Raw genomic sequence first — 24,137 nt, 5'->3', positions numbered from 1 at the left:
TTGCGTATACGAACTCCTGCAAAGGGGGACTTACGTGCCGATCGAGAACAATCCGGCCGCTGATCTGCAATTGATCGTGCCGAATCTGCACAGGCGCTATTCGGGCGTGACTGCGACCAACCGGATGGTCGCACCGAAGCTTGCGAAGATGTTCCGCGCCGCATGGCTCGGCTCGCATGCGCCCGAGGGCATCGCGCGCATGGGCTTCGCTGACCTTCTGAAATTATGGCGTCGTCCTGCGCCGCTGATCTGGCACGCGCGGCGCAATGACGAGATGATTGCGGGCGTGCTGCTGCGCGCGCTCGGCTGGCCGTTGAAACTCGTGTTCACGTCCGCCGCGCAACGCCACCACACCTGGCTGACGCGCTGGCTGATCCGGCAGATGGATGCGGTGATCGCGACGAGCGCGTTGTCTGCGTCCTTCCTCAAGCGCGAGGCGACGGTGGTGATGCATGGCGTCGACACCGCGCGCTACGCGCCGCCGGCGAACCGCGCGGCGGCGTTCGCCGAGAGCGGCCTGCCCGGGGCTTACGCGATCGGCTGCTTCGGCCGCGTGCGCGCGCAGAAGGGCAGCGACGTCTTTGTCGCGGCGATGTGCCGGCTGCTGCCGCGCTATCCGGATTTTTCCGCCGTGCTGGTCGGTGCCGTCGTGCCGGAGCAGCAGGGGTTTGCGAGCGGGCTGAAGCAGCGGATCGAGGCGGCGGGGCTGACGTCGCGGATCAGGATCACCGGAGAGGTGCCGATCGAGGAGGTCGAACGCTGGTACCAGCGATTGACCATCTACGCCTTCACTTCGCGCAACGAGGGCTTTGGATTGACGCTGATCGAGGCGATGTCGTCAGGCGCGGCCCTGGTGGCGGCGCGCGCGGGCGCGGCCGAATTCGTGGTCGAGGATGGCATCACCGGCGTGCTGGTGCCGCCGGGGGATGTCGATGCGCTCTGCGCCGCGCTCGAGCCGTTGATGCGCGATCCGGCGGCTGCGGCTGCGATGGGAGAGCGGGCGCGGGCCCGCGTGGTGGAGAAATTCAGTCTCGACGCCGAGGCGAGCGGGATCGCCGCGGTCTATCGCGTGCTCGCCTGAGCCAGCACGCGCTCGGCGATATCGGCCACATCGGAGGCTGGAATATCGCGCATGCAGCGGTGGTCGTTCATGGTGCAGACCGGGCGATGGCAGGGCTGACACGGCACGTGTGTCTTGGTCACCACGGTGGCCGCCAGACCGTTGAGCGGAGCCCAGTGGTAGGGGCTGGTGGGGCCGAAAATGCCCATGGTCGGGGTGCCGAGCGCGGCTGCGACATGCATCAGGCCGGAATCGTTCGAAATCGCGACGCTCGCCGCGGCCATCGCCAGGATACCGTTGCGCAAGTCCGTGCCGGTGAGGTCGCGGACACCGGCGCCGCCGGCGGCGACGATCTCCGTGGCCAGCGCCTTCTCGCCGGGGCCTCCGACCACCCAGACGTCGAAACCGCGCGCGGCCAGCAGCCGTGCAGCCTCGCCGTAATAGGTCCAGCGTTTGCCCGAGCCGACCGAGCCGGGCGCGAGCGCGATCGCGGGGCCGCGGCTCAACCCGTTGGCTTGCCGCCAGCGCTCGGTTTCCTCCGTGGGAACCCGCAATTGCGGCACCGGCCATTCGGGCGGGAATTTCGCGCCCACGGGCAAAGCGAGCGCCGACATCTGGTCGACCATGCGATCCAGCTTCTTCTCGCCCCAGCGCATCCGGTTGATGAGGCCGAACCTCGCTTCGCCGCAAAAGCCGACCCGCTCCGGGATGCCGGCCAGCGTCGGCGCGATCGCCGATTTCCAGGTGCGGAGCATGACCAGGGCGGTGTGATAGCCGCGGGCGCGAAGTTCCCTTGCCAGGCCGAACTGCTTTGCCACGGCCAAGCGGCCGCGCGGCAAATCCCAGACCACCTTGCCGCGGACACCCGGCATGTAGTCGACCAGAGGCGCGCAGAGCGAGGTTGTGAGCATGTCGACCGGACGATTCGGCCAGCGCTGTTTCAGCACCCGCACGACGGTATGGCCGCGGACGAAATCGCCGATCCACATATAGGGGATGATCAGGATCGGGCGGGTATCGCCGGCGTCCTCGACCTCAATGCCTTCTATTGAATCAATATTCATATCTTCTGTACGGGAACCCGGCGCTTTTGCGGCCCCGTCGGTAGCCGCTCTCCATCCGGAGGTAAAGTCAGCCGCATTTCATCCACCGCGCAAGTTGCCTGCGCCGCCGGACTGGGGCAAAGCTGGCGCCGCACAAATCAGGGCAGGGATCGGCATGTTGCTGGTGACCGGCGGGGCCGGTTTTATCGGGTCGAATGTCGTGGCCGCGTTGAATGACGCCGGCCGCACGGACGTCGTCGTGTGCGACGCGCTTGGCCATGACGGCAAGTGGCGCAATTTGGCAAAACGCCAGCTTGCTGATTTTCTGCCGCCCTCGGAGCTTTCGGCGTGGCTGTCCGGCCGGCGGCTCGATGCGGTGATCCATCTCGGCGCGATCTCCGAGACCACGGCAACCGATGGCGATCTCGTGATCGAGACCAATTTCCGCCTGTCGCTGCGGCTGCTCGACTGGTGCACGGCGAATGCGACGCCGCTGATCTATGCGTCCTCGGCCGCAACCTATGGCGACGGTGAAGCGGGATTTCGCGACGAGCAGACGGTCGAGGCGCTGAAGAAACTGCGGCCGATGAATCTCTACGGCTGGAGCAAGCATCTGTTCGATCTCGCCGTGGCCGAGCGCGCCGCGCGCGGCGAGAAATTGCCCCCGCAATGGGCGGGCCTGAAATTCTTCAACGTGTTCGGGCCGAACGAATATCACAAAGGCACCATGATGAGCGTGCTGGCGCGGCGCTTCGACGACATCAAGGCGGGCCGCACGGTGCAATTGTTCAAGTCGCATCGCGATGGTATCGCCGACGGCGACCAGCGGCGCGACTTCATCTATGTCGACGATGCCGTGCGGGTGATGATGTGGCTGCTCGCCACGCCTTCGGTCAGCGGATTGTTCAATGTCGGAACCGGCACTGCGCGCAGTTTCCGTGACCTGATGCTGTCGGCTTATGCCGCGCTCGGGCTAAAGCCGAACATCGAGTATGTTGACATGCCCGAACGGATCAGGGGCAGCTATCAATATTTCACGCAAGCCGATGTCGATCGCTTGCAGCGTGCGGGCTATAACGGCGGTTTCACGCGGCTCGAGGACGCCGTCGATGCTTACGTGAACGGCTTCCTCGATCGTCCCGACCGCTACCGCTGACGGGACAAGGAAACAGATGTTCGATTTCGAAACCCTGTCGCAGGCGCTTTCCCGGCAGACCGTGCTCTGCATCGGCGACCTCATGCTGGACGAGTTCGTCTATGGCGAGGTGTCGCGGATTTCGCCCGAGGCGCCGGCGCCGGTGATCGCGGTCCAGCGCAGCGAGAGCAATGTCGGCGGCGCCGGCAATGTCGCGCGCAACATCGCGTCGCTCGGCGGCCGCTGCATTTTTGTCGGCCTCATCGGTGAGGATGAGACGGGCGCGAGACTGAAGACGGCACTGGCGGCCGAGAGCGGGATCGAAAGCCGGCTGGTGTGCGACAGCGCGCGCCCGACGACGCGGAAGGTGCGCTTCGTCTCCGAGCATTTTTCCACCCACATGCTGCGCGCCGACTGGGAGCAGGCGCAGCCGGCGACAGGCGAGATCGAGCAGCAACTGATCGATACGATCCTCCCCGAGCTCGCCCGCGCCGACATCGTGCTGCTGTCTGATTATGCCAAGGGCGTGCTGACCGCGCGCGTGATCCGCAACACCATCGATGCCGCGCGCAAGCTTGGCAAGCGCGTGATCGTCGATCCTAAGAGCCTCAATCTCGCGATCTATCGCGGCGCGACGCTGCTCACCCCCAACCGCAAGGAATTCGCTGAGGCGACGCGGAGCCGCGCCGATACGCCCGGTGCGATCGCCGAAGCGGCGGAGGACGCGATGCGGCTCGCCGATTGCGAGGCGATGCTGGTGACGCAGGGCGAGCGCGGCATGACTCTGGTGGTGCGTGACGGCGAAACCGTCCACGTGCCGGCGCTGCCGGTGAAGGTTCGCGACGTCTCCGGCGCCGGCGACACGGTTGCGGCTGCACTCGCGCTGTCGCTCGCCGCCGACGCCGATTGGGAGACCGCGTTGCGGGTGGCAAGTGCGGCGGCCGCGGTCGCCGTCGGCAAGACCGGAACCGCGACGGCCACGCCGGCCGAGCTCAGGCGCAAGATCCTGCCGCATGCCTCGCTTGCGGCGGAAGAGAAGATCGTCGCGGCTGGCGGTGATCTCGGCGCCCAGCTCAGCGAATGGCGCCGGCAGGGCCTGCGCGTCGGTTTCACCAACGGCTGTTTCGACATCCTGCATCCTGGCCACGTCAAGGTGTTGACGGCGGCGCGCGGCGCTTGCGATCGACTGATCGTCGGCCTCAACAGCGACGCCTCCGTCCGGCGGCTGAAAGGGCAGGGGCGCCCGGTGCAGGACGAGCGCGCACGTGCCGAAGTGCTGGCGGCGCTGGAGGCGGTCGATCTCGTCGCCATTTTCGAGGAAGACACGCCGATCAACCTGATCACGGCGATCAAGCCGAGCGTGCTGGTCAAGGGCGGCGACTATACCCGCGCGCAGGTGGTCGGCCATGAGATCGTCGAAGCCAATGGCGGCGAGGTGCTGCTGGTCGACATCCTGCCCGGCTTCAGCACGACCTCGCTGGTCGCCCGTGCCCGCGGAGGCAAGGCGTGAGCACGGCGGCGGGCTTTTCTCCCGCAAGCGCGGCGCTGCCGGCCTGGCGCAACCCGGCCGCCTGGACCAAAGCGGCCGACATCGTCGCCGTGCTGCTCGCGCTGTCGCTGCCCTGGTCGACCTCCCTGGTCGGCATCTTCGGCGCAGTGTTCGTGGTCGTGGTCGCACCGACGCTGGATCTGAAGTCGTTCCTGCAATCGCTGAAGCAGCCGATCGTCGCGCTGCCGATCGCACTGTTCGTGCTCGCGGCGGTCGGCATGCTGTGGTCGGACGCGCCCTGGGGTGCGCGCACTTATGCAGTGAGCCCGACGGCCAAGCTCTTGGTGCTGCCGTTCCTGCTCTACCATTTCGAGCGCTCGACCCGCGGCATGTGGGTGTTTACCGCCTTCCTGATCTCCTGCACGCTCCTGGTGGTGATGTCCTGGCTGGTGGTCCTGCAGCCCAGCCTGTCGTTGAAACCGCCAATCGATGCCGAGCGCGGCATCTTCGTGAAGAACTATATCGACCAGAGCCAGGAGTTCACGCTCTGCGCGGTGGCGCTGGCCTATCCCATCGTCACCCTGCTACGCGCGAAAAAATTCGCGCTGGCCGGCCTTTTGATCGCGATTGCCTTGAGCTTTTTCATCAACATGGCCTTTGTAATCGTCTCGCGGACGGCGCTGGTCACGGTGCCCGTGATGTTTGCAGTGTTCGCGTTCCTGCATCTAAGATGGCGCAACATCCTGATGATAGTTGGAGCGGTGGCAGTATTGGCGGCGGTCGCCTGGCAGGCCTCGCCGCAACTGCGCGGGACAGCGGCGAGCTTCAGCAAGGACTATCGGGAATACAAGGAGCAGAACCGGGCGACCTCGATCGGGCTTCGGCTCGAATACTGGCGCAAATCGCTGGGCTTCATCGCCGATGCACCCTTGATCGGCCACGGCACCGGCTCCACCCGTGGGCTGTTCGCGCAGGTCTCGACCGGGGGAACCGCCGAGGAGCTCAAGGCGACCAGCGATGTAGTCGGCAATCCGCACAACCAGACATTGAATGTCGCCGTGCAATGGGGCATTGTCGGCGTCGTCATCCTCTATGCGATCTGGTTCTGGCATCTCAGACTGTTTCGGGGCGAGGGGCTGGTGAACTGGATCGGGCTCCTGGTGGTCGTGCAGAATATCTTTACCTCGTTGTTCAACTCGCACATCTTCGATTTTCACGAAGGCTGGATGTACGTACTCGGCGTCGGCGTCGCCGGCGGCATGGTGCTGAAGGCGAAATCGGACGGCGCGGCCGCAAAACCGCCGAGCTCGGTCACGCCATGATCTCTGGCCTGCGCGCTGCATATGGGCTATCAGCAGCCCAGAACGCTGTTGCAAACCTGTTGGTCCTTGGCCCATCCGTCACATGACGCGCTTCTCTCAACTCACGGCACGCAACTTCCTGATCGTGACGCATGACGCGATCGCGACCGCATTCGCGCTCCTGGCCGCATTCTATCTGCGCTTCGAGGGCGATCTGCTCACCGATCGCCTGCCGTTGCTGCTGCGCATCCTGCCCTGGTTTGTCGTCTTCAGCGTGATCATCTGTTACGTCTTCAATCTAACGACCTCGAAATGGCGTTTCATCTCGCTGCCGGACGCCCTCAACATCCTGCGGGCCTCGGCAGTCCTGACGCTGGCACTGGTCGTTCTCGACTACGTCTTCTTCTTCATCGCGCCGAGCTTCCACGGACCCGTGTTTTTCGGCCGCATCACCATCGTCCTCTATTTCTTCCTCCAGGTATTCTCGCTGGGCGCGCTCCGCTTCGGCTACCGCTATTTCCGCTACTCGCGCACGCGCCACCATGCCCGCACCGAGGACGCTGCGCCGACGCTTCTGGTCGGGCGTGCAGCGGATGCCGAGATCGTGCTGCGTGGGATCGAGAACGGCGCCATCAAGCGGATCTGGCCGGTCGGCGTACTGTCGCCGTCGAATTCCGATCTCGGCCAGCAGATCCGTAACATCCCGGTGCTTGGCAGCGTCGACGATGTCGAAACCGTGATCCGCGAGTTCCAAAGCCGCGAGAAGCCGATCAAGCGGCTGGTGATGACGTCGTCGGCGTTCGAGCCCGACGCGCATCCGGAATCGGTGCTGATGCGGGCAAAGCGGCTGGGCCTGATGGTCAGCCGCCTGCCGTCGCTCGAGGGCGGCGATGCGCCGCGGCTGACCAATGTCGCGGTCGAAGACCTGCTGCTGCGTCCGACGGCGACGATCGACTATGCCCGCCTGGAAGGGTTGGTGAAAGGCAAGAGCGTCATCGTCACCGGCGGCGGCGGCTCGATCGGCGCCGAAATCTGCGATCGCGTCGCGACGTTCGGTGCCGCGCGCCTGCTGGTGATCGAGCATTCGGAGCCGGCGCTCTATGCGGTCACCGAGGCGCTCGCGGCCCGCGGCACCCAGGCGGCGGTGGAAGGCCGCATCGCCGACATTCGCGATCGCGAGCGCATCCTGCGGCTGATGCGTGAATTCAAGCCCGACATCGTGTTCCATGCCGCGGCGCTGAAACACGTGCCGATTCTCGAGCGCGACTGGAGCGAGGGCGTCAAGACCAACATCTTCGGATCGGTGAACGTTGCGGACGCCGCACGCGAAGCCGGCGCCAAGGCGATGGTGATGATCTCCACCGACAAGGCAATCGAGCCGGTCTCGATGCTGGGCCTGACCAAGCGCTTTGCCGAAATGTATTGCCAGGCGCTCGATCACGATCTTGCCGCGCAGTTCGGCGACAAGCCGCATATGCGCCTGATCTCGGTCCGGTTCGGCAATGTGCTGGCGTCGAACGGCTCGGTGGTGCCCAAATTCAAGGCACAGATCGAGGCGGGGGGCCCGGTCACGGTCACGCATCCCGACATGGTGCGTTATTTCATGACCATCCGCGAAGCCTGCGATCTCGTGCTGACTGCGGCCACGCATGCGCTGACGCTGGCGCGACCCGACGTCTCCGTCTACGTTCTCGAAATGGGCCAGCCGGTCAAGATCGTCGAGCTTGCCGAGCGGATGATACGTCTGTCCGGCCTGCAGCCCGGCATTGACGTCGATATCGTCTTCAGTGGGATGCGGCCGGGGGAGAGGCTGAACGAGATCCTGTTCGCGAGTGAGGAGCCGACAGTCGAGATCGGGATTGCCGGAATCATGGCAGCCAGGCCGAACGAGCCGCCGATGGCGACCTTGCGCAAATGGCTCGCCGCGCTGGAAGAGGCGATCGCCAGAGACGATCGTACCACGATCCGCGGCGTGCTGAAGGATGCCGTGCCTGAATTCGGATCGAACGCCGCGTGATCCGCTCCTGATCCGCGAGACCCCCGATGCAGAAGCCCGGAAAAGTCGTCGTCGTCAGTCAGCACTATCCGCCGGACCGGAGCACGACCGCCGCGATCATGGCTGCGATAGCGAACCGCCTTGCGAAGGAGGTGGACGTCCTGGTGCTGTCGGGATGGCCGGGCTCGGCGTCGAAATTGGCAGCCGATCGGCCGGTGGTCGAGGAGATCAAGAACTGGATGCCTGGCAAGGCCGCGCTCCTCAAGCGCGCCGCCGCCGAGCTGCTGTTCACCGCGCGTACCTTCTTCGCCGTTCTCAGGCGGCTTGAGCGCGGCGACGTCGCGCTGACGGTGACGGCTCCTTTCGCGCTGCCTTACGCCGTCGCCGCCGCGGCCAGATTGAAGCGCGCCCGGTCGATCCTGATCATGCACGATCTGTTTCCGGAGGTGCTCGTCCTGAGCGGCCTGTTGAAGCCGGGCTCGATCGTCACCAGAGCGATGCGCGCCATGAACGGGCTGATGTTCCGCGCGTTGACCACCGTCGTCATCATCGGCCGCGACAGTGAGAAATTGCTGCTCAGCTATCGCGGCATGACGCGGGACAAGATCGAATTCATTCCGAACTGGACCACCATCGACCCCGCGGTTCGTCCGGTTGCGGCCGACAATGCCTTCCGTCGCGGGCTTGGTGGCCGTTTTGTCGTCGGCCTTTCCGGTAATCTCGGCTTCACCCACGATCCTGTGATCGTGTTCGAGGCGGCGCGCCGGCTGAAGGATGATCCCGGCATTCATTTCCTGCTCTCGGGCTGGGGGGTGGGTTTCGACAAACTGAGATCGATGCAGTCCGAGGCGAAGCTCGCCAATATCACGCTGGTGGACCGCGTTGCGGATGAAGATCTGCAGGATTTCCTGTCGGCGGCGGACCTCTGGCTCATTCCTTATCGAAAGGACGTTGCCGGTGTCTCGGTGCCGAGCCGGTTCTACAATCTGCTTGCGGTGGGGCGGCCCGTCATCCTCATATCCGAGCCGGATGCCGAAGCCGCGCTGACGGTAACGGAGCACGATCTCGGGCAGGTTGTGACGCCGGGCATGCCGGCGCAACTGGCCGAGGCGATTCGTGCAGCATCGCGAACTCCCGATCCGACGCTGCCGGAGCGGGCCGTCGCGGTGGCGAGGAGCTATAGTCCCGAGCGTGCCTTGACAGGATACGCAGCCCTCATTCAGAGACTGATTGGATCGGAAGAGCGGTGTCGGGAGTTACGGTCGTGACTAAAGACCAGCCCGTGGTGTTGGTGACGGGAGCGAGCGGGTTCGTCGGCCGGCATATGTCGCCGGTGCTGGCGCGCAACGGTTGGGTGGTGCGACGTGCCGTCCGCAAGCCGACAGGCGGCGCCGACGAGGTGCCGATCGATACGATCGGCCCCGTCACTGACTGGCGGGCCGCGCTCGAGGGCGTCGATGCGGTCGTGCATCTGGCGGCGCGCGTGCATCACAGGCGGGAGGAACACACCGTCGAGCTTTATCGCATCGTCAATCTTGAAGGCACGTTGCATCTGGCCCGTTGCGCGGCCGACGCCGGTGTCCGCCACTTCATCTTCGTCAGCACCGTGCTGGTGCACGGCCGAAGCACTGACGGCCGCGCGCCATTCAGCGAGAACGACGTCCTGACCCCGCGCGGCCTCTATGGAATGTCGAAAGCGGCGGCCGAAGCAGGATTGAGGCATTTGGCGCAGGGGAGCCAGATGAAGGTCACGATCATTCGGCCACCATTGATCTACGGGTTCGGCGCCAAAGGTAATCTCGCGTTGCTCGAAAAGGCGATCGGTCTCGGCGTCCCGCTCCCGTTTGCGAACGTGCGCAACCGTCGTGCGTTCGTCTCGGTGGAGAATCTGACATCATTCGTGCTGCATCGGCTTTCTCATCCGGACGGCCAGTTCAACATTTTCCTTGTCGCGGATGACGAGCAGGTGTCGACGCCCGAATTCATCGAGCTCCTCGCGGCCGCAGCAGGCAAACCGGCGCGCCTGTTTTCCATGCCGCGGCTAGTTTTGCGTTCGTTGTTCAGCATCACCGGCCGCAACGAGGCCAATGAGAGCCTGTTCGGCTCGCTCGAACTCGACCTGTCCAAGGTCGCGTCTACCGGCTGGCAGCCGCTCATCGGCCTCAACGAGGGCTTGAAGCGCGCCTTGCGGGGTTTCGACCACCTTATCGATTAACCGACCGTTGAGCACCTTCTCGCCCCGATGGCGATATTTCACGGGCCCGGAAAAGCTCACAGGCGCGTACGCAAGGCGCGTGCGCTCCTATAGCTCTTTGGCAACCGTTCGCTTGCTGCTGACGGACGAATATTGAACGGGCGGCGCTCCGCCTACCTCCATGATGTTCGCTGTTGGCCATCGCCCATGGGTTGCTCAAAAAAGGCTAGCCAAATTATCAAGAGTGGCCTGCTGCGCAACTACAGCCGTAACGTGATTCCCGTCAGTCGACATACGGCGGTAACTGATGTGACCGTACTGCTCTTCACCGAGGATCAACAGCCGGCATCGCACGCAATCCGATCGGGGGTCGCGTAGGACGTCAGAACGATGTTCGATCGGATACAGGAGGATGGCCTTGCTGGATACGTCAGAGCCGCTGGAATCCGAACAAGGCAAATATCGTGCATTGCTGCTTGCCGCACTTGGCGGTGTTCTGGAGAATTACGACTTCATCGTCTTTGCCCTTTTCGCAAGGGTCCTGGGGCAGCTTTTCTTTCCGCCCGAGATGCCCGAATGGATATAGTCGCGCAGACCTTCGGCATTTTTGCCGCCGGCAATTTGGCACGTCCGCTCGGAGCGGTCATTCTGGCACACTATGGCGACCTGCTCGGCAGGAAGCGGACCTTTGTTTTCAGCATATCGCTGATGGCCGTTGCCACCTTTGGAATTGCCTTTGCGCCGACTTACGCGAACATCGGCAGCGCGGCGCCGGTCGTGCTGTTGATGCTGAGGATATTGCAGGGCGCTGCATTGGGCGGCGAACTGCCGGGAGCCTGGACCTTCGTGGCCGAACAAGTGGCTGCGCCTCGCACCGGCTTCGCCTGCAGCATGTTGAGCAGTGCGCTTGCGATCGGCAATCTACTGGGAGCGTTGGCTGGCGTCATCGTGAACCGGCTGTACAAACCGGCAGAGGTCCTGGCCTTCGGCTGGCGACTTCCATTCGTGGCTGGCGGCATCATTGCGCTGCTGGCAGTCTATGTGCGTCGCTCGTTGACGGAAACTCCGATCTTTCGCGCCCTGCAAAACAAGGGTGAACTTGCCGCCGAACTGCCGTTGAAGATCGTGCTTGGAAGCTATGGTCGCGGCGTCCTTGCCTCCTCCGCGCTGGCTTCACTCATCGCAGTGACGATCGTCGTCATGTTTGTCATGGTGCCGACGCTGATCCAAACCAGCTACGGCATCGATGCCGATCGGGCGTACGAAGCCGTCAGCCTCGCGACCGCCTGCCTCGCAGTGAGCTGCATCTGCTGCGGCATGCTGGCCGACATGTTGGGCGCCAGCCTTTTTCTGGTCGTGTGCACACCCGTTTTGGCAGCCTCGGTCTGTCTGTTCTTTGCGTTGCTGCCGGGACATCCCGAAAGGCTGTTCCCGCTCTATGCGCTGGCCGGCACGTCCGCCGGCGTTCTCGCAGGCATCCCGCCGATGCTCGTGGAAAGCTTCCCTCCCGCCGTGCGATATACCGGTGTCGCGCTCTCATACAATGTCCCCTATGCTGTATTCGGCGGAGTCACGCCGCCGCTCATTGCGTTGGCGCTCCGCGTCGATCCGTTGGCGCACGCGCATGCCGTTCTTCTTGCCTACGCCGCCGCCTTCCTCATAGGTTCAGCGCGAATGGTCCGCGGCCAAAAACAAAAACCATCAGTGCAACTGGAAGCTTTGCCGCGATGAAAGCGACGGCAATCGGTAAGGAATCGGGATCTCCCGGCAACGAGCGGCTGCGGTTCTCCCATAGATTAACTTGCTGATTGGCCGCTATTGTCTTCGAAAGCCATCGCCTGCAACCTTGTGCGGTCGACCTTGCTCAGGGCGTTGCGTGGAAATGTTTCGAGTACCCTTAAGGCTTCCGGAACCTTGTAGGGCGCAAGCCGCGTCGCGACGTTTTGCAGGATCTCCGCAACGACGGTTTCGCTCGTGCCGGCCACCAGTTTCACGAAGCCAAATATGCGCTGACCCAGCACCGTATCGGGCTTGCCGACTACAACCGCTGCTACGACCGCGGGATGACAGGCAATCAGGGCTTCCTCAATTTCGATCGGCGAAATGTTGGTTCCGCCGCGGATGATGATGTCCTTTTTTCGCGACACGAACCAAAGCTCATTGCCTTCGCCGCGCCGCATCAAGTCGCCACTGTGATACCAACCGTCCTTGAGGCTTTGCGCGGTTGCGATCGGATCGTCCCAATACTTCGTGAAGACGTTAGGACCGCGGATCAGGAGCTCACCAATCTCGCCGTGCAGGACATCCGCCCCATCATTGTCGACCAGCCGAATCTCCGCCCCCTCGACGATCCGGACAATGGGTCCTGATGCCAGTCCGAAGGTGAAGGTTCCGACCGCTTCCGTCGCATTCCAAAGGTTGTAGAGAGGCGCTCCAAGAACCGATGCAGCCTTTTCCTGAATCTCGATTGGACAGGCGTCTGCACCAGTGGTGCAGAACCGCAGCGAAGACAGGTCTCGCGGCCTGGCGAGCTGGGCCTCGATCAGCGCCGCGTATTGGGCAGGAAAGCCGAGCAGACAGGTGCCGCGATAGCGTTCGACATTGTCGAGCACGACATCAGCATCAAAGCTCTCCAGCATGATGAAGGGGGTGCCGAGTCGGACAAGAGCCAGTGAGCGAAAGACGCCGCTGGCATGCGTCATGATCATCGACAATATGACGACATCCTCCGCCAGTAAGCTACCATGCTTGCAAACGAGATCCGTCGCTGCCGCCAGCGTGCCCGGCGTATGTGCGACGAATTTGGGATAGCCACTGGTGGTGCCGGATGTATTGATCAGTACAGCAGGCTCGTCGGAAGGGGGCTTCGGGAAATGCACATGCGCTGCCTGTTTCAGGTCATTCCATGGCCGCAGGCCGAGCGCATTGGCGTCTCCATCCACCAGAATACGGCTCGTCCGCGGAAGGATCGCATCGTCGATCGGGGCAACATTCTGATAGAGCGCGGCTTGACCGATATAGAGCGCAGGCTGCAATCGCTGCAGTAGCGGGCGAGCTCGGCAAATTTGAAGGCGGTTCGTAGTGGCGCCGCAATCGCGCCGAGTCTGTAACACGCGTAGTAGCCGACCAGAATTTCGGGGCAATTCATCATGTGAAGCGCGACGCGGTCGCCTGGTTTGACGCCGTTCGCGGCGAGACCTTGTGCGACAGACTCGGCTTCGGCCTCCAGTCGGCTGTAGGTCCATACGTCTTCGTTAAAAACAAAGGCCGTGCTCTCGGGGCGCACACGCGCCTGATGCATCAACGCTTCGGTCGGCGTGAGCGACGTGGAAACCGTCTACGAGATGAGTAGGCTGTATTTTATGCTGGCTGGACAGCGTTACTCCGTGATTTCACATTGAGAGAAATGGTTGCGTCCGTAAGAAACGCGCTTGGCGACTTCGAAAGATCGTTGATTGACGCGTTTTCTTCACGCGAACCGGTGTCCGCTTCGATCGAAGACGCTCTATCGTCCCCGTCTGTGCGAAAATCTATAGAGCTGCCACGCCACCGCACTCGCGCCAACGAGCAGCAGAACGAGGCTCGCCGCGGCCGAATCCAATTGGATCGACAACATCGCGAGCAGCGCGAGCGCGACATTGAGCGCGAAGACTTCGCTGACGATGCGCGACACGGAAAATCCATTGTCCGTCGCGCGCTGGTAAAAGTGCGAGCGGTGAGCCGCCCAGAATGGCTCTCCGTTGATCAGCCGGCGCAGCAGCGTGATCGTGGCATCAGCCAGGTAATAGAGCGGCAGCAGCAACGCCGCGGCGACTTGCTGGTGATAGGCGAGCTGGAGCAGGCACCAGCCGAGCAGAAGCCCGATTGGCAGGCTGCCGACGTCGCCGAGGAAGATCTTTGCCACAGGGCGATTGAAGGGAGAGAAGCCGAGCAGCGCGCCGCAGAGCGCCGCCGCCACCAGCGCTGTCGAAGGCGGAACCTGCGCCCAAAAGCCAAGCAGTGCGACTGCCACCGTGATCGGCACCGCTTCGGCCACCGTCATCAGGTCGAGCCCGTCCATGAAGTTGACGAGGTTCACGAACCATAGGCCCGCGATCAGCAGCAAGCCGCGCTCGATCCAGAACGGGACGGTCGGTACGATCCTGAGATCGGAGGGCGCGGCGAATACGATCACAGCCACCGCCAATCCCTGCAGCAACAGGCGCGGCAGCACGGGCACGGGCTTGATGTCATCGGCAAAGCCGACAGCGGCGATGAACAACGTCGCAGCGAAGACCGCAAGGGGGACTTGCAGCGTGCCGTTGCCGCTCAATGCGACGAGCGTGCCTGCCGCGACCAGCGTCGCCACGATCACGGCGATCCCCGCGCCCTGCGGCGTCGGGATTCGATGGGATGAGCGCGCATTCGGCTTGGCGAGCGCCACGCGCAACAGCATCGGCCGCAGCAGCCAAACGAGGAGCGCCGACAATAACGCAGCAAGCGCCGCGGCGACGAGCGAAAGCGCGATATCAGCGTTGGTCATTCGATTGGCGAGAGCGATTGTGCGGGGACATCGATCGGCTTGTCCCCTTGTGCTTTCTTTTCCGCGCTAAGAATCCACACCAGTCCGCCAAATGCGCCGACGATGAAGGACACGGCGCCGAACAACAACGAAACGTTGACGCCCTCGTTGGCCGCCAGCCCGGCGTAGCCGAAGGCGAGACCCATGCTCGCCTCGCGCACGCCCCAGCCGGCAATCGAGATCGGCAGCATGGTGATCAACATCACCGGCGGCACCAGTTGAAAGATCTGGCTGAACAGCAGCGGCGCGGAAATGGACTGCACCACGCACCAGGCGATGACCACGGTCAGGACGTGAACGAGCAGGGAGAGCACCGCGACCTTCGGCCCACGATCCCAACTGAACAGCACCTTGTTTGCGATGACAGCGCAGGCGTGGATGTGGTGCGTTCCCCACCAGCGCTTCAGCCACGGCCACTTCAATGCGCCGAGCAGCAGAAAGCCGCCGCCGGCCGCAAGCGCCGCGAAATCGATCAGGAGCAGCGCCGACCGTCCCTGCGGATCGTTGATCAACCGATAGCTCCACGGCAGGCTCGCTACGATGAGCACGGCGAGCGCGATCAGGCCGATGGCGCGGTCGACGAAGATCGAATAGGTCGCCGCGCGCCAGCCGGCGCCCGCGCGCGCGACCAGCCACAGCCGCACCGCATCGCCGCCGATCGACGATGGCAAGGTCTGATTGAAGAAGGTCCCGATCACGTTGAAGCGCATCGCCTGCCGGGTTTCGAGCGGCGCGCCGCATTCGGCGCTGATCTCGCGCCATCGCAATACGCCGAGGAAGATCTGCAGGAAGGTCACCGCGATCGCGAGAGCGATCCAGCCCAGACTTTCGACGCGGATGCGCGCAGCGAGATCATACAGGTTGACCTTGCGGAGCGAGAGGTAAAGCAACGCAGCCGAGATCAATATCTTGATGGTCGAAAGCAGTATCCGGCGCATCTCGTCAGCGCTTGCCAGGTTCGAGAAAGACGTCAAAAACGGCGCAAATCGGCGCCATGCGCCGAATTTGGTGGCCTTGGTATGGGTTTAGGACCGATCTTGCAATAGCCGTTCGATCGCTCTTGCGGCAGCCTCCAACCGGCGGCTAAAGAGGGCCTGAACGGGGACTGCCGGGTTGCCCGGATATTTGGCTTGCATGCTCATAAAGGTTTACGCTGCCCACAAAAACTCATCTGAAGGGACTAACCGGTGTGGTAGCGCTTGCGGGTGGAAAACCCGCCCGCCAAGGGCTGTCATCTCCTGCTGGTCGCGTCCGTGACCCCGGGCATTTCGCCGATGTCGACAATGTGAAGGGGATAGGGACATCGGTTCCGGAGGGACGATGAGGGCGTTAACTATGTCAGGCAGCCCGATCATTACAGAATTCGAGGTTAGGATGGACCGAATTATTCCACTGATCATGTGCGGCGGGGCGGGCACGAGGCTGTGGCCGGCGTCGCGCGAGGTCCATCCGAAGCAGTTCCTGCCGTTGTTCGGGACCCGCTCGACCTTTCAGGAGACGCTGCTGAGGGTGTCGGATCCGGCGCTGTTCGAGCGGCCGATCGTGATCACCAACAACGCCTATCGTTTCATGGTGCTGGAGCAACTGGCCGGCATCGGGCGCGAGGCGGACGTGCTGCTGGAGCCGGCGCGGCGCGACTCGGGGCCGGCGATCGCGGCCGGCGCCGCCTTTGCACAAGCGCGCGACAGGGACGCGACCGTGCTGGCGCTCGCCGCCGATCACGTGGTCGGCGACACCGAGGCCTTCGTCGCCGCCTGTCGCGAGGGGCTGGCTGCCGCGAAAGCAGGCCGCATCGTCACCTTCGGCGTCAATCCCGAGCGCCCGGCCACCGAATACGGCTATATCAGCCCCGGCGATACCATTTCGGGACAGGTGCGCGCGGTCGCAAAATTCGTCGAGAAGCCCGACGCCGCAACCGCGGCCGACTACATCAAGTCGGGCTATCTCTGGAACAGCGGCAACTTCATGTTCCGCGCCACTGTGCTGCTTGATGAGTACCGCAATTTCGATACCGCGAGCGTGCAGGCTGTGATCGAAGCGGTGACGAAGACCGAGCGCGATCTCGGCTTCGTCAAGCTCGATGTAGATGCGTTCGGAGCGGCGAAGGCGATCTCGATCGATTACGCGGTGATGGAGAAGACCGCGCACGCGGCGGTGGTGCCGGTGTCCTGCGGCTGGTCGGATGTCGGCTCCTGGCACGCGGTGTGGGAATTGTCTGATAAAGACGGGCAGGGCAATGCCGCGCGCGGTGCTGCGGTGTTCGAAGATTCGCGCAACTGCAACGTCGTGACCGACCGCGCGCTGGTCGCGCTCGAGGGCGTCGACGACCTCGTGGTGGTGGCGACGCAGGACGCCATCCTGGTATCGCGGCAGAAGGACGCCAACGGCCTGAAGCGCCTGGTGGCGAAACTGAAGACGGTGGCGCCCGAGGTCACCGAGAACCACATCAAGGTGCATCGGCCCTGGGGCTCGTACCAGTCGGTCGACAATGGCGACCGCCACCAGGTCAAGCGCATCATCGTCAAGCCGGGCGAGCGGCTGTCGCTGCAGAAGCACCATCACCGTTCCGAACACTGGATCGTGGTCCGTGGTGCTGCGCGCGTCACCGTCAACGAAACGGTGAAGACCGTGCACGAGAACGAGTCGATCTACATCCCGATCGGCGCGGTGCACCGGCTGGAGAACCCCGGCAAGATCCTGCTGGAATTGATCGAGGTGCAGACCGGCAGCTATCTCGGCGAGGACGACATCATCCGCATCGAGGACGACTATCAGCGCACCTGATGATTGCGCTGTGCATCGATTTCGTCCCCGATCGCCGGCGAGACGGTGTAATCTTTTGAATCAAAACGTGTCCGGATTTGCGCGTTGGCATTCGCCACATTTGTGACAGCATGCTATAGCGTGTGCGTGACGATGCTTCGGGGAAAGAAAGCACGTCAGGACAAGGGGATAGGGCTGCGGCCTGATTCGGTGGAATCAGGCTGGTCCGGGGAAGAACGCGCAACCGATGGGCGCCACCAAAAGTCTGTTGGGGTAACCACATGAGTTCCAAAGGGTCGGGGTTGGCCGCAAAAGCCGGGATCGGGCGTGCCTTGCGCGTCGGGGTTATCGGCGCGGGGGTGATGGGCAGCAACCATGCCCGCGTGCTGGCGGGATTGCCCGAGGTCACGCTGGTCGGGATCGTCGATCCTCTGGCTGAACATCGCGCGCGCGCCATTGCGCTGGTCGGGTGCCGGGCCTTTGCCACGCTCGATGAGTTGCTCGCCGAAGGCGTCGATGCCGTGACGATCGCGGCGCCGACCCATCTGCATCACGAGATCGCGCTCACCTGTATCGCGCAGAACGTCCATATCCTGGTCGAGAAGCCCGTCGCCTCCACGGTCGAGGAGGGCAACGACATCGTCAACACCGCGCGGCAGGCTGGCGTGACGCTGATGGTCGGACACGTCGAGCGCTTCAACCCGGCGGTGGTCGCGATCAAGCAGGCGATATCGGGCGAAGACATCCTCTCGATCGGCATTACCCGCGTCGGTCCGTTTCCGCCGCGCATGTCCAATGTCGGCGTCGTCATCGATCTGGCCGTGCACGACATCGATCTGATCCGCTGGTTCACCGAGTCTGAAATCGTCGACGTGCAGCCGCAGCTTTCGAGCGCCGTGGCCGAGCGTGAGGACATCGCGCTGTTGCAATTCCGTACCGCCTCGGGCGTGCTTGCGCATATCAACACCAACTGGCTGACGCCGTTCAAGGCGCGCAGCGTCACGGTCGCGACGCGCGGCAAATATGTGATGGGCGATCTCCTGACCCGTCAGGTCACGGAGTGTTTCGGCTTCAAGCCCGACGGCAGCTATTCGATGCGGCATTTGCCTGTCGGCCACGACGAACCGTTGCGCGCCGAATTGATTGCGTTCCTCGACGCGGTGAGGGGCGGGAAGGAGCCGGCGGTATCAGGCAACGAGGGCGTCGCGAGCCTCGAGATCGCGATCAAATGTCTGGAAACGCCGGCCACGCCCGCCGCGACCGTCGCCCGCAAGGCACCGCGCCGCGTCGCCGGTTGATAGCTTCCCTCACGCCTCCCGCAAGGTCCCATGAACCAGCATCTGCGCCCCGAACCCATTCCCTTCATCGACCTTGCCGCGCAGCGCCGCCGGCTCGGCACCTCCGTCGATGAAGCGGTCTCCCGCGTGCTCTCCCATTGCCAGTTCATCAATGGGCCGGAAGTCTCGGCGCTGGAGGCGGAACTTGCAAAGTTCTCGGGCGCAAAACATGTGGTGGCCTGCGCCAGCGGCACCGATGCGCTTCTGATGGTGCTGATGGCCAAGAAGGTCGGCCCGGGCGATGCGGTGCTGTGCCCGTCCTTCACGTTCTGCGCGACGGGCGAATCGGTGGCGCTGACCGGCGCTACGCCGGTTTTTGTGGACGTCGATGAGACGACGTTCAACATGGATGCCGCCTCGCTGAAGCGCGGCATCGCGACCGCCAAGGCGCGCGGCCTCAAGCCAGTCGGCGTCATTCCAGTCGACCTGTTCGGGCAGAGCGCCGATCACGACGCGATCGCTGCGGTCGCCAAGGCCGAAGGTCTGTTCGTGCTCGATGACGCCGCACAGGGCTTTGGCGCTACCTACAAGGGGCGGCGGATCGGCACTTTTGGCCTGGCGACGGCGACCAGCTTCTTCCCGGCAAAGCCGCTCGGTTGCTTCGGCGACGGCGGTGCGATCTTCACCGACGACGACGAGCTTGCGCAGACGCTGCGCAGCATCCGCGTGCACGGCCAGGGCTCCGACAAGTACGACAACGTGCGCCTGGGCATGACCGGGCGGCTCGACACCATGCAGGCGGCAGTACTGCTCGAGAAGCTCAAGATTTTCGAAGAAGAGATCGCGGCGCGCAATGAGGTCGCGGAGCGCTATGCGCGCGGGCTCGGCAACGTCGTGACCGTGCCGCGCCTTGCCGCCGGCTGCAGCTCGATCTGGGCGTGCTATACCATCCGCCTGCCCGAGGGCACCGACCGTGACGGCTTTGCCGCGGCGCTGAAGGCGCAGGGCGTTCCGACCGCGATCTACTATACGAAATCGATGCATCAGCAGACCGCCTACCGCGACTTCCCGGTGGCGGAGGGCGGCCTGCCGGTCAGCGAACGGCTTTCGAACGACGTCATCAGCCTGCCGATTCACGCCTATCTCGACGAGGCGACGCAGGGGCGAATCATCGAGGCTGTGCGCGGCGCGCTTTCGTCCTGATTTCGCCGTTTTGCGGCGCCGGTGCTTGGGCTAGAACCGGCGCATGCTTGGACGCATCTTCACGGTCGGCGGCTACACCCTGCTTTCGCGGCTGACGGGGCTCGCGCGCGACATCATGCTCGCAGCGATCCTCGGCGCGGGACCTATTGCCGACGCCTTCCTGGTCGCCTGGCGCCTGCCGAACAATTTTCGTGCGATCTTCGCCGAGGGCGCGTTCAACACCGCGTTCGTCCCGGCTTACGCCCATGTCCACGGCAAGGGCGGCGATACGTCCGCGCGCCTGTTCGCCGACCGCATCTTTACGCTGCTGTTCTTGTCTCAGCTCATTCTGCTGGCGCTGGCCTGGGCCTTCATGCCGCAGGCATTGCGCGTCCTGGCGCCCGGCTTCACCGATGACGCCGAGCAGCGCCAGCTTGCGATCGAGCTGACGCGGATCACCTTTCCGTATCTGCTGCTGATCACCATGGTGACGCTCTATGGCGGCATGCTCAACGTGATGCAGCGCTTTGCCAGCGCGGCCGGGGCGTCCATCCTCCTCAATCTGTCGATGATGGCAACGCTGGCGCTGGCGGCCTTCTTCCCGAGTGCAGGTCACGCTGCGGCCTGGGGCGTCCTGATCTCCGGTTTCCTGCAATATTTCCTGCTTGCGGGCGATCTGGCGAGGCACGGCACGCTGCCGCGCTTTGCCATGCCGCGGCTGGATGAGGACGTCCGCGCCTTTTTCCGCGCGATCGGACCGGCGACGCTGGGCTCGATGGGCACGCAGGTCGCCGTGTTCGCCGACACCATCATCGCGACCTTCCTGGCGGCCGGTGCGCTGTCGGCGCTCTATTACGCCGAGCGGCTCTATCAGCTGCCGATCGGCGTGATCGGGATTGCCGTCGGCACGGTGCTGCTGCCGGAAATGTCGCGGCGGATCACCGCACAGGATGTGGTGGGGGCTGCGGCTGCGCAGCGCCGCGCGTTTGATTTCACCCTGCTTGCCACCGTGCCCTTTGTCGCGGCCTTCCTCACCGTGCCTGACATCATCGTGCGCGCGGCGTTTGCGCGCGGCGCCTTTACCAAGGCCGACGCCGCGGCGGCCGCCGCGACCCTGGCGGCCTATTCGATCGGCCTGATCCCGTTCGTGATGATCCGCAGCGCGGTTGCGACGTTCTATGCACGCAAGGATACGGCAACGCCCGTGAAGGCGTCGCTGACCGGGCTGGCGGCCAATCTGCTGCTGAAGATCGGCCTGATGGCCCCGCTCGCCCAGATCGGACTTGCGCTCGCCACCGCTGTAGGCGCCTGGATCAACCTGCTCTTGGTGTTCGGCTTTGCGGTGCGCGCCGGTTATCTCGAGCTCGATCGCCTGATGATGTTGACCTTTGCGAAATTCGCCGTCTCCGGCCTCGTGCTTGCGGGGGCACTTTGGTGGACCGAGCGATTCGCATCCGTCTATTTCGCGCAGATGCATGTGCTGCGTGATGAAACCATCCTAGCGCTCCTGATTGCAGTCGGCGCCTTCGTCTATGGATTTTCCATTCTGGTGCTGTTCGGGCGCGGATGGCTCTTCGGCCTGCGGCGCGGATAGTTTTCAAGTCAAATCAGCTTTTTGTTGCGGTGCTTCCAAGCTCCGCAATTCGCGGTTTGCGCTTCTTTCCCAACCGCGCCAATATGGCGGGAAACACGCCAAGATGGCGTGGACAACAACAATTGGAGTGACGATGGCAGCCCCCATCAAATTCGGCGTCGGCCAGAGCGTACGCCGCAAGGAAGACGATGCCCTCATTCGCGGCAAGGGCCGCTACACCGACGACGTTGCGCCGCAGCCGGCGCTGCATTCGCTGGTGCTGCGCTCGCCGCATGCGCATGCGAAATTCACCATCGATGTCACCAAGGCGCGCGGCCTGCCGGGCGTCAGCCTGATCCTGACTGCGGCCGAGGTCGCCGATCTCGGCGACCTGCCATGCCTGTTCAATCTGGAGACCGACCCGTTCACCGGTCCGCCCTATCCGATCCTGGCCAAGGACGAAGTCCGCCATGTCGGCGACGCCGTTGCCTTCGTCGTCGCCGAGACGATCGACCAGGCGCGTGATGCGATCGAGGCGATCGACGTGCAGTGGACGCCGCTGCCGGCCGTGATCGGCGTCGTCAATGCCGTGAAGCCGGGCGCGCCGCAGGTGTGGCCCGACAAGCCGGGCAACGTGCTGTTCGACGTCTCGATCGGCGACAAGAAGGCGACTGAAGAAGCTTTTGCCAAGGCGCATGCGGTCGCGGAAATCTCGATCGTCAACCCGCGCATCGTCACCAACTTCATGGAGACGCGTGCGGCGGTCGCCGAATATGACGCCAAGAAGGACCATCTGACGCTGACGATCGGCAGCCAGGGCAGCCATCGCCTGCGCGATATCCTCTGCCAGAACATCCTGAAGATCCCGGTCGAGAACATGCGGGTGATCTGCCCCGATGTCGGCGGCGGCTTCGGCACCAAGCTGTTTCCCTACCGCGAATATGCTCTGGTCGCGGTCGCTGCGCGGCAGTTGAAGAAGACGGTCAAATGGACGGCTGACCGTGCCGACCACTTCATGGGCGACTCGCAGGGGCGCGACAACGTCACGACCGCGAAGATGGCGCTCGCCGAGGACGGCAAGTTCCTGGGCATGGACGTCGATCTGATGGGCGATATGGGCGGCTATCTCTCGACCTTCGGCCCCTATATTCCGCATGGCGGCGCCGGCATGCTGCCGGGCCTCTATGACATCCAGGCCTTCCATTGCCGCGTCCGCACCGTGTTCACCAACACCGTGCCGGTCGATGCCTATCGCGGCGCCGGGCGGCCCGAGGCGGCTTACGTTGTCGAACGTCTGGTCGATGCCGCCGCGCGAAAACTCGACATGACGCCAGATGCGATCCGCCGCAAGAACTTCATCCCGCCGAAGGCGCTGCCCTACAAGACCGCGACCGGGAAGGTCTATGACTCCGGCGATTTCGCCGCGCATATGAAGCGCGCGATGGAGATCGCCGAGTGGAAAGAATTTCCCAAGCGCGCCAAGGCGGCGAAGAAGGATGGCCTGGTGCGCGGCATCGGGCTTGCGACCTATGTGGAGATCTGCGGCACCATGGGCGAGGAGACTGCGAATGTCGCGCTCGACCCCAATGGTGACGTCTCGATCCTGATCGGCACGCAATCGAGCGGGCAGGGCCACCAGACTGCTTATGCACAGATCGTTGCTGAACAGTTCGGCGTGCCGCCCGAGCGCGTCCATATCCTGCAGGGCGACACCGACAAGATCGCAACGGGTCTTGGCACCGGCGGCTCGGCCTCGATCCCGTCGGGCGGCGTCAGCGTGCAGCGCGCCACCGCCGCGCTCGGCGACAGGCTGAAGGAGATTGCGGCGCAGGCGCTGGAAGCGAGCGCCGGCGACCTCGAGATATCGGACGGCGTGATCCGCATCGCCGGCACCGACCGCTCGATCAGCTTTGCCGATCTCGCGAAGCGCCCTGGTGTCGATCCGTCGAAGCTGAACGCCAGCGCGACTTTCGCCAGTGCCGACGGCACCTATCCGAACGGCACGCATCTCGCCGAAGTCGAGATCGATCCGGCGACCGGCATCATCAAGATCGTGAACTATGTCATTGTCGATGACTTCGGCGTGACACTGAACCCGCTGCTGCTCGCGGGCCAGGTTCACGGCGGCGCGATGCAGGGCATCGGGCAGGCGCTGATGGAGCAGGCGGTCTATAGCGCAACCGACGGCCAACTCGTCACGGGCACCTTCATGGACTATGCGGTGCCGCGCGCCTCCGACGGCCCGTCCTTCGTGTTCGAGACCCACAACGTGCCCTGTGCGACCAATCCGCTTGGCGTCAAGGGCGCGGGCGAAGCGGGCGCGATCGGCTCGTGTCCGGCGATTGTCAACGCGATCGTCGAGGGCCTGTGGCGCGAATACAAGATCGACCACATCGATATGCCCGCTACCCCCGAGCGGGTCTGGATCGCGATCCGCGAGGCGCAGCGACGCCATAATCTCTGATGACGACATCGTAGCGCGGGAATAAACGCCCGCGCACGGGTTCTAAAGCATGATCCGGAAAAGTGGGAAACCGGTTTTCCGAAAAGATCATGCTCAAAG

At 63.8% G+C, this 24,137-nt stretch carries 18 protein-coding genes; 13 read left to right on the top strand and 5 right to left on the bottom strand.

Going from position 1 to position 24,137, the window contains the following annotated elements; all coding sequences use genetic code 11:
• The first annotated feature begins 34 nt into the window (after positions 1-34).
• Entirely contained in the window at positions 35-1,081 is a 1,047-nt protein-coding gene (locus tag YY7_RS0113005) for a glycosyltransferase family 4 protein (protein ID WP_433994498.1), read from the top strand.
• On the opposite strand, the gene waaF is transcribed toward YY7_RS0113005, so the two are convergent.
• Entirely contained in the window at positions 1,063-2,124 is a 1,062-nt protein-coding gene (gene waaF / locus YY7_RS0113000) for a lipopolysaccharide heptosyltransferase II (protein ID WP_028163632.1), read from the bottom strand. The genes YY7_RS0113005 and waaF overlap by 19 nt on opposite strands.
• Positions 2,125-2,278: 154 nt before the next feature.
• Here waaF and rfaD point away from each other — a divergent pair, with 154 nt between their 5' ends.
• The 7 genes from rfaD to YY7_RS51485 all read left to right on the top strand — a co-directional run bounded on the left by rfaD (position 2,279) and on the right by YY7_RS51485 (position 11,949).
• A complete protein-coding gene (gene rfaD, locus YY7_RS0112995) occupies positions 2,279-3,259 on the top strand; it encodes an ADP-glyceromanno-heptose 6-epimerase (RefSeq protein ID WP_028163631.1) in 981 nt (326 codons plus the stop codon).
• A 16-nt stretch (positions 3,260-3,275) separates the two neighbouring features.
• Positions 3,276-4,748 (top strand): D-glycero-beta-D-manno-heptose-7-phosphate kinase, encoded by a 1,473-nt coding sequence (gene rfaE1, locus YY7_RS0112990; protein ID WP_028163630.1) that lies wholly within the window; start codon positions 3,276-3,278, stop codon positions 4,746-4,748.
• Positions 4,745-6,049 carry an O-antigen ligase family protein gene (locus YY7_RS51490; RefSeq protein ID WP_051396686.1) on the top strand — a complete coding sequence of 435 codons (1,305 nt, stop codon included), beginning with the start codon at positions 4,745-4,747 and terminating at the stop codon, positions 6,047-6,049. Before rfaE1 ends, YY7_RS51490 begins: the two co-directional genes overlap by 4 nt.
• Before the next feature lie 82 nt (positions 6,050-6,131).
• Positions 6,132-8,045 (top strand): polysaccharide biosynthesis protein, encoded by a 1,914-nt coding sequence (locus tag YY7_RS0112980; protein ID WP_028163629.1) that lies wholly within the window; start codon positions 6,132-6,134, stop codon positions 8,043-8,045.
• Between the two features lie 26 nt (positions 8,046-8,071).
• Positions 8,072-9,292, top strand: a complete 1,221-nt coding sequence (locus YY7_RS0112975; protein WP_028163628.1) for a glycosyltransferase family 4 protein — start codon at positions 8,072-8,074, stop codon at positions 9,290-9,292.
• Positions 9,289-10,239: an NAD-dependent epimerase/dehydratase family protein gene (locus YY7_RS0112970; RefSeq protein WP_028163627.1), complete on the top strand. Its 951-nt coding sequence runs from the start codon at positions 9,289-9,291 to the stop codon at positions 10,237-10,239. The genes YY7_RS0112975 and YY7_RS0112970 overlap by 4 nt, the downstream gene beginning before the upstream one ends.
• A 369-nt stretch (positions 10,240-10,608) precedes the next feature.
• Positions 10,609-11,949 (top strand): MFS transporter, encoded by a 1,341-nt coding sequence (locus tag YY7_RS51485; RefSeq protein ID WP_210164695.1) that lies wholly within the window; start codon positions 10,609-10,611, stop codon positions 11,947-11,949.
• A 65-nt stretch (positions 11,950-12,014) separates the two neighbouring features.
• Here YY7_RS51485 and YY7_RS64370 read toward each other — a convergent pair whose 3' ends face one another.
• The 4 genes from YY7_RS64370 to YY7_RS0112950 form a co-directional block, all read right to left on the bottom strand.
• The gene (locus YY7_RS64370; RefSeq protein ID WP_283807000.1) at positions 12,015-13,160 is read right to left on the bottom strand and encodes a class I adenylate-forming enzyme family protein; all 1,146 of its coding nucleotides are present in this window, start codon (positions 13,158-13,160) and stop codon (positions 12,015-12,017) included.
• On the bottom strand, positions 13,112-13,519 hold the full coding sequence (locus YY7_RS64365) for an AMP-binding protein (protein WP_080663683.1): 408 nt from the start codon (positions 13,517-13,519) through the stop codon (positions 13,112-13,114). Before YY7_RS64365 ends, YY7_RS64370 begins: the two co-directional genes overlap by 49 nt.
• Before the next feature lie 204 nt (positions 13,520-13,723).
• A complete protein-coding gene (locus YY7_RS0112955) occupies positions 13,724-14,740 on the bottom strand; it encodes an MraY family glycosyltransferase (RefSeq protein WP_028163625.1) in 1,017 nt (338 codons plus the stop codon).
• The gene (locus YY7_RS0112950; RefSeq protein WP_028163624.1) at positions 14,737-15,717 is read right to left on the bottom strand and encodes a lysylphosphatidylglycerol synthase transmembrane domain-containing protein; all 981 of its coding nucleotides are present in this window, start codon (positions 15,715-15,717) and stop codon (positions 14,737-14,739) included. The genes YY7_RS0112955 and YY7_RS0112950 overlap by 4 nt, the downstream gene beginning before the upstream one ends.
• Before the next feature lie 436 nt (positions 15,718-16,153).
• On the opposite strand from YY7_RS0112950, the gene YY7_RS0112945 reads away from it, so the two are divergent.
• From YY7_RS0112945 to YY7_RS0112920, 5 genes are all read left to right on the top strand, one after another.
• Positions 16,154-17,563, top strand: coding sequence for a mannose-1-phosphate guanylyltransferase/mannose-6-phosphate isomerase (locus YY7_RS0112945; RefSeq protein ID WP_028163623.1), 1,410 nt, complete (start codon positions 16,154-16,156; stop codon positions 17,561-17,563).
• A 260-nt stretch (positions 17,564-17,823) separates the two neighbouring features.
• Positions 17,824-18,840: a Gfo/Idh/MocA family protein gene (locus tag YY7_RS0112935; protein WP_028163622.1), complete on the top strand. Its 1,017-nt coding sequence runs from the start codon at positions 17,824-17,826 to the stop codon at positions 18,838-18,840.
• A 30-nt stretch (positions 18,841-18,870) separates the two neighbouring features.
• Positions 18,871-20,022: a DegT/DnrJ/EryC1/StrS family aminotransferase gene (locus tag YY7_RS0112930; RefSeq protein WP_028163621.1), complete on the top strand. Its 1,152-nt coding sequence runs from the start codon at positions 18,871-18,873 to the stop codon at positions 20,020-20,022.
• A gap of 43 nt (positions 20,023-20,065) precedes the next feature.
• The gene (murJ, locus tag YY7_RS0112925) at positions 20,066-21,595 is read left to right on the top strand and encodes a murein biosynthesis integral membrane protein MurJ (protein ID WP_028163620.1); all 1,530 of its coding nucleotides are present in this window, start codon (positions 20,066-20,068) and stop codon (positions 21,593-21,595) included.
• A 133-nt stretch (positions 21,596-21,728) separates the two neighbouring features.
• Positions 21,729-24,038: a xanthine dehydrogenase family protein molybdopterin-binding subunit gene (locus YY7_RS0112920; RefSeq protein WP_028163619.1), complete on the top strand. Its 2,310-nt coding sequence runs from the start codon at positions 21,729-21,731 to the stop codon at positions 24,036-24,038.
• Positions 24,039-24,137: the final 99 nt, after the last annotated feature.

This window comes from Bradyrhizobium elkanii WSM2783 (assembly GCF_000472865.1).
GTDB lineage: Bacteria > Pseudomonadota > Alphaproteobacteria > Rhizobiales > Xanthobacteraceae > Bradyrhizobium > Bradyrhizobium elkanii_A.
Note: the sequence above shows the minus strand (reverse complement) of the source record. Positions and strands in the feature narration are given on the sequence as shown.

What these genes read in the sequence shown, in the direction of transcription:
- waaF (WP_028163632.1), bottom strand. Translation starts at nt 2,124, where the DNA reads ATGAATATTGATTCAATAGAAGGCATTGAGGTCGAGGACGCCGGCGAT.
- rfaD (WP_028163631.1), top strand. Translation starts at nt 2,279, where the DNA reads ATGTTGCTGGTGACCGGCGGGGCCGGTTTTATCGGGTCGAATGTCGTG.
- rfaE1 (WP_028163630.1), top strand. Translation starts at nt 3,276, where the DNA reads ATGTTCGATTTCGAAACCCTGTCGCAGGCGCTTTCCCGGCAGACCGTG.
- YY7_RS0112980 (WP_028163629.1), top strand. Translation starts at nt 6,132, where the DNA reads ATGACGCGCTTCTCTCAACTCACGGCACGCAACTTCCTGATCGTGACG.
- YY7_RS0112975 (WP_028163628.1), top strand. Translation starts at nt 8,072, where the DNA reads ATGCAGAAGCCCGGAAAAGTCGTCGTCGTCAGTCAGCACTATCCGCCG.
- YY7_RS51485 (WP_210164695.1), top strand. Translation starts at nt 10,609, where the DNA reads ATGTTCGATCGGATACAGGAGGATGGCCTTGCTGGATACGTCAGAGCC.
- YY7_RS64365 (WP_080663683.1), bottom strand. Translation starts at nt 13,519, where the DNA reads ATGCATCAGGCGCGTGTGCGCCCCGAGAGCACGGCCTTTGTTTTTAAC.
- YY7_RS0112955 (WP_028163625.1), bottom strand. Translation starts at nt 14,740, where the DNA reads ATGACCAACGCTGATATCGCGCTTTCGCTCGTCGCCGCGGCGCTTGCT.
- YY7_RS0112950 (WP_028163624.1), bottom strand. Translation starts at nt 15,717, where the DNA reads ATGCGCCGGATACTGCTTTCGACCATCAAGATATTGATCTCGGCTGCG.
- YY7_RS0112945 (WP_028163623.1), top strand. Translation starts at nt 16,154, where the DNA reads ATGGACCGAATTATTCCACTGATCATGTGCGGCGGGGCGGGCACGAGG.
- YY7_RS0112935 (WP_028163622.1), top strand. Translation starts at nt 17,824, where the DNA reads ATGAGTTCCAAAGGGTCGGGGTTGGCCGCAAAAGCCGGGATCGGGCGT.
- YY7_RS0112930 (WP_028163621.1), top strand. Translation starts at nt 18,871, where the DNA reads ATGAACCAGCATCTGCGCCCCGAACCCATTCCCTTCATCGACCTTGCC.
- murJ (WP_028163620.1), top strand. Translation starts at nt 20,066, where the DNA reads ATGCTTGGACGCATCTTCACGGTCGGCGGCTACACCCTGCTTTCGCGG.
- YY7_RS0112920 (WP_028163619.1), top strand. Translation starts at nt 21,729, where the DNA reads ATGGCAGCCCCCATCAAATTCGGCGTCGGCCAGAGCGTACGCCGCAAG.